The sequence below is a fragment of the Devosia sp. genome (genome assembly GCF_017307565.1).
GTDB lineage: Bacteria > Pseudomonadota > Alphaproteobacteria > Rhizobiales > Devosiaceae > Devosia.
Map to the genome: position 1 here is coordinate 1 of NZ_JAFKHD010000231.1, position 7873 is coordinate 7873.

Here is a 7873-nt window from a genome sequence, read left to right on the forward strand (position 1 = left end):
CGCATTGCCGGCGCGCTCGCCCAATCCGTTGATGGTGCATTCGATCTGGCGCGCGCCACCGGCCACACCGGCCAGCGAGTTGGCCACAGCCATGCCCAGGTCATCGTGGCAGTGTACCGAGAAGATCGCCTTGTCGGCATTCGGTACGCTTTCGATAATGGTCTTGAACATCCGGAAATGCTCTTCCGGCACCGCATAGCCCACAGTGTCAGGCAGGTTGATCGTCGTCGCACCAGCCTTGATGGCAGTGTCGACGCAGCGCTTCAAAAATTCGAGCGGGGTGCGGGTCGCGTCCATGGCCGACCATTCGACGTCATCGACGAGGTTGCGCGCCTGCGCGACGGTGCGGGCGATGATCTCGATCACCTCGTCCTCGGTCTTCTTCATCTGGTGAGCCAGATGGATTGGCGAGGTCGAAACGAAGGTATGGATGCGGCCCTTGCGGGCGTGGCGCACGGCCTCGCCGGCGCGGTCGATATCGGCGGTGATGGCACGGGCCAAGCCGGCGACGGTGGCGTTCTTCACCTGCTTGGCGACGGCGACAACGGCCTCAAAGTCACCATTGGAAGCAATCGGGAAACCGGCTTCGATAATGTCGACGCCCATTTCGTCGAGCGCATCGGCAACCTGCAGCTTTTCTTCCAGCGTCATCGTCGCGCCGGGCGATTGCTCGCCGTCGCGCAGGGTGGTGTCGAAAATGAAGACGCGTTCTTTGTTGCTGTTGGCAGTGGCAGTCATTTTAGGCTCTTTTCCTATCGGCCCCGAGGCAATGGCTCGTCGGACCGGACATTTCTAATGTTCGGTTTATGGCGCAATCCCCTGACGACCCGCTCGCTAATCCGAGCTGCCGGTGATCAGGGGCTGATAAGAAGGAGGAGAAGCGCGGGCAAAAGCAGCATGCCAGCAGCAATCAACAGCTTGGTCTGGAGGACCTGCTGCTGAGTGATGGCGATAGCTTTGGCGCGACGGCGCTGCATGGAGAAACTCTCTAATTTGATGGCAGCATGATCGAATTCACCGCGCCGTGCAAGCCTTGATGTCGGCATTGGTGTGATTTTTCGGATTGGATAGTCTGCTCCGCCCCGGCCGCTGGCGGTGTCAGCCCCTCAGCCAGCGCCCAAAAAACGCTAGCACGGCCGCCCGCATCCGCTCTGTCTCCTGATGCCCTATACCCGGCTCGCTGACCAGTTCCAGCCTGTCGGGCGTCAGATCATAAGCGGGCGCCAATTCCGCCCAGGCCCGCTCAACCGAAAGCGGCGGCGTCAACGCATCTGCTTCACCAATGCACACCAATTGCGGACGCGGCGCCACGAGGGCCGCAATGGCCCCGCCATCCGCCTCGCGCAGCATGCCCGGCACCGTCAGGTAGATGCCATGACCATCATGCGCGCCCAGCTCGATCATGGTCCGGAAGTCGGCAAAGCAGCAGAGATGTGCAACTGCGGCAACGCGATCATCGAGCGCCGCCAGCCAATAGCTCAGCACGCAACCCATCGAGATGCCAAATGCCCCAATGCGCGAGGCGTCCACATCATCGCGCCCGGCGAGATAGGTCAAAGCCGCGGCATGGTCGCACAGCATCTTCCCGAACAACGATTTTCCGTGCCAAAGCAGCGCCTTGGCAGCAAAGTTCTCGCTCGCCGTAGCGCGCTCGCCGAAGATCGGCATGTCGATGCAAAGCGTGACATAACCCGCCCGGGCAAAGACCGGCCCCAGCGGCCCGGCCAGATACTCGCGTCCATCGAGCAGTTCACGCGCACCGATGTCATACCCCCCACCATGCGAATGACCGTAGAGGATCGCCGGCAGCCGCCCTGCCGCGTCCGCTGGACGAGTCAGGAAGCCACGCACCAGGTCTTCACCAATGCGAAACCGCAGCAACTCCACTACATAACCATCATGCTCCGTGGCCTCCCGCGACAGCAGAACAATGTCGGGCTCCTCGAAACCGAGCAGCGCGCTGAAACGGGAACGTGTAATCGCCATCCTGTCCTCCCAGACCACAAGTAACTAACCAGTGACATGTGAGCTTCGCAAGGCACATTTGCTTCATCGTTACTTGCCGATGAATAGGCAGACATGCATCTATGCCGCGTCGCCTGTTTCCAGCAGCCTATCCAGCGAGATTCTTCATGACGCTCACGTCCCCCATCACCCTGCGAGACCTCACCTTGCGCAATCGCACGGTCGTGGCGCCGATGTGCCAGTATTCCTCGATAGACGGCTTTGCCAATGACTGGCATTTCGCACACCTTTCGCGCTTCGGCATCGGCGGCTTTGGTCTCGTCATTTTTGAGGCGACGGCCGTGGTTCCGGAGGGGCGCATTACCTATGGCGACCTCGGACTCTGGAAGGACGAGCAGATCGCCCCCCTCGCCCGCATCGTTGATTTCCTGCACAGCCAGGGCGCGGCCGCGGGCATTCAGCTGGCCCATGCCGGCCGCAAGGCGTCCACGCCCGTTTCATGGCGTAGCGAAGAAGACCTCCAGACCGAGGAGCAGCGCCGCGCCGCCGGCTATGAGCACTGGCAACCCGTTGCCCCGAGCGCAGAATCGCACAGCCCGGACGACCCACGTTTCCAGGTGCCGCTCGCCCTCGACAAGGCGGGGATAGATCGGGTGATCCGGGGCTTTGTCGACTCCACCATTCGGTCGGAAAAGGCCGGCTTCGACACGGTCGAAATCCATGCCGCCCACGGCTATCTGCTCAACGAGTTCCTGTCTCCGCTCGCCAACCATCGTACCGATGAGTATGGCGGCAGCCTCGAAAACCGCATGCGCCTGCTGCTTGAAGTGACCGAAGCCGTCCGAGCCGTGTGGCCTGCCCACAAGCCTCTCCTGGTTCGCATTTCCGTCAGCGACAATGCCGAAGGCGGCTGGACGACCGAAGACAGCGTCGTGTTGGCCCGCGAACTCAAGGCGCGCGGTGTCGATGCCATCGACTGCTCGAGCAGCGGCTTCGCCCAGGGCCGGATCTCCTATGCCGCCTCGTATCAGGTGCCCTTCGCACGCGCCGTAAAACAGGGTGCCGATATCCCGACCATGGCTGTCGGCCTCCTCGGCGATGTCGATGCCGCCGAAGCGATCATTGCCAATGGTGATGCCGATTTCATCGCCCTGGCCCGCGGGGCCCTCAACGATCCCAACTGGCCGGTGCATGCTGAGCGCTATCTCGGCGACAAGGCCTATGAACTCTGGCCGGTGCAGACCCGCCGCGTTTCCGAGCACGATCGCGTCCTTGGCCTGCAGGCCTCGTAAACATCTGGGGCGATGGCATCATGCCATTGCCCCAATTATTTCCCGGCCCAATCGAAATTTCGCCGCAACCGCGCAACACCCTTGAGCCTGTCGCCCGCGATCACCATGTCAGCGCCAGACAGAGGGAAATTTCATGGATACCAAAGCCGCCATCATCGCACTCATGAGCGTCTGGGGAGTTGGGGTTGCCAGCTGTCTCCCGACCGCCGCCGAAGAACCGGCAATCGAGGACGAAGGCGACGCCGACAATCCCCTGCTCAACAAGGTCTGGGTCCAGCAAGGCGACTCGGCCAGCCCCGGCACCATGCAGATCTTCCTCGCCGACGGCACGCTCGTCAGCGACAGCTGCTGGGAAACCTACCGCCTCTCCAAGTGGCAGCAGGTCTCCGACACGGCAATTTCCTGGGAAGAAGACGGCATGACCATCAATGCCGACATTTCCTCGCTCACCGCCGACGAATTGGTACTCTCGCTTAAACTCGGCAATGACGTGGTCGAACAGCGTTTCGCACCCGCCGAGGTGCCGACGGTCTGCCCGGACATGCCGCGCTAACCAATTCGCTCAAACGCGGCACTCGGTGGTAACAGTCTGCTGGCTCAAGCGTGCCGCTAGACGCCTAGATGACCACCTGAGTGCCGATCTCGACCACGCGTCCGGTGGGAATATGGAAGTATTCCGTGGCATCGCTCGCATTGCGCGCCAGCCGGATGAACAGCCGGTCCTGCCAGAACCGCAGCGGCCCGCTCTTCTGCCCCAGCTTCAACGACCGGCGTGACAGGAAGAACGACGTCGACATGATGTCGAACTTCCAACCAAGCTTGCGCGCAAGCGCCAAGGCCTTGGGAATATTGGGCGTTTCCATATAGCCGAAGGTCACGATGACGCGGAAGAACAGCTCATTATAGGCGTCGATCGTCACCTTCTCGTCGTCCGGCACACGTGGCGACGCCGAGGTCTTGACCGTCAGAATGACGTTCTGCTCGTGTAAGACCTTGTAATGCTTGAGAGAATGCAGCAGCGCCGTCGGCGCACCCTCGATATCGCTGGTCAGGAAGATCGCCGTACCCGGCACGGTCGTCGGCTTCTTCTTGGTCAGGTTGTTGACGAGGAACTGCAGCGGAACCTCATCGCGGCGGGTCTTCTCGGCCAGACGCCGGCGACCGGCCATCCAGCTCCACATGATCAGCGCCACGAACATCGCCACGGCCGCCGGCACCCAGCCGCCCTGGAAGAGCTTGGCCGCATTGGCGGCAAAGAACCCGCCGTCGACACACAAATAAACGATGCCAAAGAACACGACGGCCACGGGGTGCCACTTCCAGTTGCGCCACATGACAACAACCAGCAGCATCAGCGTCACCACCATCACGCCCGACACGGCAATACCGTAAGCGTTTGACAGCGCTGCCGAACTTCCGAACGAAGCCACCAGAACCAGCACACCGATCAGCAGCAGCGAATTGATCTGCGGCATGTAGATCTGACCGCTCTGGGTCGCCGAGGTGTGGTGCACCACCATGCGCGGCAGCATGTTGAGAGCGATCGCCTGCTGGGTGAGGCTATAGGTGCCGGTGATCACAGCCTGACTGGCAATGATCGTCGCCGCCGTCGCCAGAACGACGAAGGGCAGCAGCCCCCATTCCGGGATCATCTCGAAGAACGGACTGGCGACATTGTCGACGCCATGGCTGAGCACATAGGCGCCCTGCCCGAAATAGTTCATCAACAGGCACGGAAACACGAGGCCGAACCAGGCCAACACTATCGGCCGGCGCCCAAAGTGCCCGAGGTCGACATAAAGCGCCTCAGCGCCCGTCACCGCCAAGAAAATGGCGCCGATGACCACAAAGGCAATGCCGAAATGGGTCATGAGAAACTGCATACCGAGCAGCGGGTTGATGGCCCAAAGCACCTCGGGATGCTGGATAACATTGGAAATGCCGGCAACGCCGAGCGTCAGGAACCACACGGCCGTTACCGGCCCGAAGACGATGGACACCTTCGCAGTACCAAACCTCTGTACGGCAAAAAGCCCCAGAATCAGCACCAGCGTGATTGGTACAACCCAGCGGGTCATGCCAGGCTGCACGAGCTCGATGCCCTCAACGGCAGAAAGCACGGAAACGGCGGGAGTGATGATGGCGTCGCCGAAGAACAGCGCCGCGCCAAGTACACCGAGCGTGGTGATCCACACCGGCGGATTGGTAAAAGTCTTGCGCGCCAGCGCCATGAGCGAGAGCGTGCCGCCTTCGCCATTGTTGTCGGCACGCGTCACGAAGAACACGTACTTGACCGCGACAGTGAGCGTCAGGGCCCAAACGATCAGGGAAAGAAGCCCCAGAACTTCGATATTGGAAGCCGCAGCGCCGGGCCGGACATACATGGCCTGCCGGAACGCGTAGATCGGGCTGGTACCGATGTCACCGTAAACGACGCCGATTGCCCCAAGAGTCAGGATTGGCAGATTGCTTTTCGGATGGCCGGCCTGATCGGCCTCCGCGAGGCCAGCCTGCTGGCCGGCTGTTTCCGCTTGCGTCATGAGCTTTTGGGCTCTCTCTCTAAGGGCGGGCGCCGCTATACACCCGGTACCCCTGTCAGACAACACCATTAGCACAACAGTTTCAAAAAGCAGACAGGGGCCCCGCCCGAAGGCGATACCCCTGTCCTGCAAACGAGACCCGGAGGTGCTCGTGTTACTCGGCAGCCTTGGCGGCAGCAGCGTCGTCTTCGCGCGCAGCCTTGGCAGCCTCACCCCACCAGACCAGCTGGTCGAGCATGTCCTTGGCCGAGTTGCCGATCGATGCTTCGATTTCGGTGAGGGTCTTGGTGCCACCGAAGCCCGGGTGCACGGACATGAAGTCAGCGCCGGCAATGTGGACGGCCGAACGGGTCGAAACCATCTGCAGTTCGATACCGATGGTGCGGAGGTTTTCGATGGCGCGGGCACCACCAACCGAACCGTAACCGACGGCGCCGAACGCCTTCTTGTTCCAGTTGGTGTAGGCCTGGTCGATCGCGTTCTTCAGCGCACCGGTGATGGCGCGGTTGTATTCGGCGACGACGAAGATGTAGCCGTCATATTCGGAAACCTTGTTCTGCCAGCGAACAGCTTCAGCGTTCTGCGACGGCATCCATGCGTTGGAAGCCATTTCGTCGAAGAACGGCAGGTCGAAGTCGCGCAGGTCGACGATCTCGGCGTCGATCTCCGGGCGCTCATTAGCCTTGTCCAAGATCCACTTGGCGGGGAGTTCGCCAAAGCGGGTGGGACGAGTGGAGGAGATGATGACGCCGATCTTGAGCTTGGACATTTGAGTGCCCTCCTTGGTAACAAAACGTAACTGAGGCGATATATGTGCCTGCCTCGGATTTGCTCAAGAGGGCACCCGTTTGTCATCCGGCGACACCGAGGTCACCCAGTTACACGGATGTAAGTATAGGAAAACTCAGATTTTTCGGCGATTTCAGCCCCAAATAACCAAAGGACAGCGCCCTTGTCCCATACTCGCCAACTCACCGTTCGTTGGGAGAGAACAGCGAACGCTATTTGTCGGCAAGCGCCGCGATGTAGAGGCGGGTCGCTTCGGCAAAGCCATGCAACAAGGCATCGGCCGTAATGCCGTGACCGATCGACACTTCAGCGACGCCGGGCACCGCCAGCTGGAAGGCGGGCAGATTGTCGAGCGTGAGATCGTGACCGGCGTTCACTCCGAGGCCCATGGATAGCGCCGCGGCCGAAGTCTCGGCCAACGCAGCCAGTTCTTTTGCCGCCCGGTCCGGATCGGCAAAGCACGCGCCATAGGGGCCAGTGAACAGTTCGACGCGATCAGCGCCAGTCGCCTTGGCAGCGGTCACGCCCGCTATCCCGGCGTCCGGATCGCAGAACAGGGAAATTCGGCGATCGCTCCGCTTGAGGCGCTGCACGACCGATGTCAGGAAATTGCCCTTGCCCACGAAATCCCAGCCATGATCAGACGTGGCCTGTGAGGGATCATCGGGGACCAGCGTTACCTGCTGCGGATTGACGACCTCGATCAGGGCGACAAAGTCCTCGGTCGGATAGCCTTCGATATTGAACTCGGCTTCCGGATATTCCGCCCGCAGCATGGCACTGAGATCATAGACATCGGTGCGACGGATATGACGCTCGTCCGGCCGCGGGTGGACGGTAATGCCGCTTGCGCCAGCATCCATCACCACTCGCGCCAGCCCGGTAACGCTGGGCCAGGGCAGATCGCGGCGATTGCGCAACTGAGCGACGGCATTGAGATTGACGGAAAGTAAGGTCATGGCGCGGACTCGGTAGGAACTTGGCCCTTCCTATACCGGATCGTCCGCGCCGCCCAATCGAACCTTGTGATGAGAGCTATGAGTTGTGACGGAAAACCGTCACATCCCCTCCGCACCGCGCCCGATGGCCGCAAGACCGGTGCGCACGACCTCGACCAGGCCCAGCGGCGACATCAAGCCGATGAAGCTGTCGATCTTCTCGGGCTTGCCGGTCACTTCGAAAACGAAGCTTTCGACCGACGCATCGATGATGTGAGCACGGAAGGCATCGGCGAGACGCAAGGTTTCGGCACGATGCTCGCCCGAACCCTTCACCTTGGTCAGTGCC

Annotated in this window: 8 protein-coding genes and 1 pseudogene; 2 read left to right on the forward strand and 7 right to left on the reverse strand. The window is 61.2% G+C overall.

Annotated features, from left to right (window positions below; translation table 11 throughout):
• The 3 genes and pseudogenes from J0I64_RS07615 to J0I64_RS07625 form a co-directional block, all read right to left on the reverse strand.
• Positions 1–738: pseudogene (locus tag J0I64_RS07615) on the reverse strand (2-isopropylmalate synthase); the annotation flags it as partial.
• A 116-nt stretch (positions 739–854) separates the two neighbouring features.
• Complete coding sequence (locus J0I64_RS07620) at positions 855–977, reverse strand: hypothetical protein (protein ID WP_291406996.1); 123 nt, start codon at positions 975–977, stop codon at positions 855–857.
• 121 nt (positions 978–1098) lie between these two features.
• The gene (locus J0I64_RS07625) at positions 1099–2004 is read right to left on the reverse strand and encodes a S9 family peptidase (RefSeq protein ID WP_291406997.1); all 906 of its coding nucleotides are present in this window, start codon (positions 2002–2004) and stop codon (positions 1099–1101) included.
• A gap of 128 nt (positions 2005–2132) precedes the next feature.
• On the opposite strand from J0I64_RS07625, the gene J0I64_RS07630 reads away from it, so the two are divergent.
• Together J0I64_RS07630 and J0I64_RS07635 are read left to right on the forward strand one after the other, a co-directional pair.
• Positions 2133–3257, forward strand: coding sequence for an NADH:flavin oxidoreductase/NADH oxidase (locus J0I64_RS07630; protein WP_291406998.1), 1125 nt, complete (start codon positions 2133–2135; stop codon positions 3255–3257).
• A gap of 133 nt (positions 3258–3390) precedes the next feature.
• The gene (locus tag J0I64_RS07635; RefSeq protein WP_291406999.1) at positions 3391–3810 is read left to right on the forward strand and encodes a hypothetical protein; all 420 of its coding nucleotides are present in this window, start codon (positions 3391–3393) and stop codon (positions 3808–3810) included.
• Between the two features lie 64 nt (positions 3811–3874).
• On the opposite strand, the gene J0I64_RS07640 is transcribed toward J0I64_RS07635, so the two are convergent.
• From J0I64_RS07640 to ilvN, 4 genes are all read right to left on the reverse strand, one after another.
• Complete coding sequence (locus tag J0I64_RS07640) at positions 3875–5797, reverse strand: potassium transporter Kup (RefSeq protein WP_291407000.1); 1923 nt, start codon at positions 5795–5797, stop codon at positions 3875–3877.
• 154 nt (positions 5798–5951) lie between these two features.
• Positions 5952–6566 (reverse strand): NAD(P)H-dependent oxidoreductase, encoded by a 615-nt coding sequence (locus J0I64_RS07645; protein ID WP_291407001.1) that lies wholly within the window; start codon positions 6564–6566, stop codon positions 5952–5954.
• Positions 6567–6798: 232 nt separating this feature from the next.
• A complete protein-coding gene (locus tag J0I64_RS07650; protein WP_291407002.1) occupies positions 6799–7545 on the reverse strand; it encodes a pyridoxine 5'-phosphate synthase in 747 nt (248 codons plus the stop codon).
• Between the two features lie 99 nt (positions 7546–7644).
• The coding region (gene ilvN / locus J0I64_RS07655; protein WP_291407003.1) for an acetolactate synthase small subunit at positions 7645–7873 on the reverse strand (229 nt) is incomplete at its 5' end.